We start from the raw sequence: 1,039 nt of genomic DNA, 5'->3' as shown, positions 1-1,039 counted from the left end.
CGGCACCCGCGGCACGGCCAGGGGCTGCGTGGGGTTCAGGCCGCCGTCGGCCGGGCCCTGCACGCTCAGGGCGTAGTCGCGCAGGCGGCGCACGTGCCACACGGTCCACACGGTGACGGCCACGCCCACCAACGCCGACAGGGCCAGCAGCAGCAGGCCGCCGCGCAGCACCTTGCGCTCGGCCCGGTCGATGAAGCGCTGCACCGAGCGCGTGGGCTTGGCCACGGTGAGCACGCCGCCGATGGTGCGGCCGGACGGCCCGGCCACCAGGATGGGGGCGGCCACGTACATCACGCCGCTGGTGTCGTCGCCCTGCACCTCGCGCGTGGCGCGGGCGCCGTACTCGCCCCGCAGCGTGCGCGCCACGTCGCGCCAGCCCGAGTAGTCCTCGCCCACGGCACTGCGCTCGGAATCGAACACCACGCGCCCGGCGGCATCGGTCACATAGATGCGGAAATCGAGCGTCTGCTTGGTCAGCCCCCAGATCGCGGCATCGACCGGGCGGCTGGCGTACTGGCGCACGTGCTGCGCGAAGCGGCTCTCGGGCGTGCCGGGCGCGGTGGCGCCCAGGCGGCCGGCGGCCAGGTCGTCGCTCGCCAGCTCGGCCAGGATGTTGGCGGTGTCCACCATCATGTCTTCCATCACCTCGCGCACGCTGGGCTTGATCTCGGCGGTGAACACGCGCAGCACGAAGAAGGCCGCGATGCCGTTGATCAGGAAGAAGGCGAACAGCAGCCGGATGCCCAGGCGCATGGGTCAGGCCCTCGCCAGGGTGGGCTGCACGGAGCGGTGCCAGCGGGCGCTCATGGCTCCAGGCAGTAGCCCATGCCCCGGTGCGTGCTGATGTATTCGCGCGCCGGGTCCGCTTCGCGCAGCTTGGCGCGCAGCGTCTTGATGTGGGTGTCCACCGTGCGGTCGGTGCTTTCGCTGTCGTCGCCCCAGGCGCCGGCGAGCAGGGCCTCGCGCGACTGGATGCGGCCGGCGCCGCGCAGCAGGCAGGCCAGCAGGCGGTATTCGCGCCGCGTGAGCGGCAGCGGCC

Annotated in this window: 2 protein-coding genes; both read right to left on the bottom strand. The window is 73.2% G+C overall.

The window, feature by feature from the left end; translation table 11 throughout:
- The coding region (locus AC27KI_RS25695) for a sensor histidine kinase family protein (RefSeq protein ID WP_487116646.1) at window positions 1–753 on the bottom strand (753 nt) is incomplete at its 3' end.
- A gap of 50 nt (window positions 754–803) precedes the next feature.
- Window positions 804–1,039: winged helix-turn-helix domain-containing protein (locus tag AC27KI_RS25690; protein WP_487116644.1), on the bottom strand; the 236-nt coding region annotated here is incomplete at its 5' end.

Source organism: Acidovorax sp. KPB24-03 (assembly GCF_057546605.1).
The sequence above is the reverse complement of the archived record's forward strand: the minus strand, read 5'-3'. Positions and strand labels throughout refer to the sequence as shown.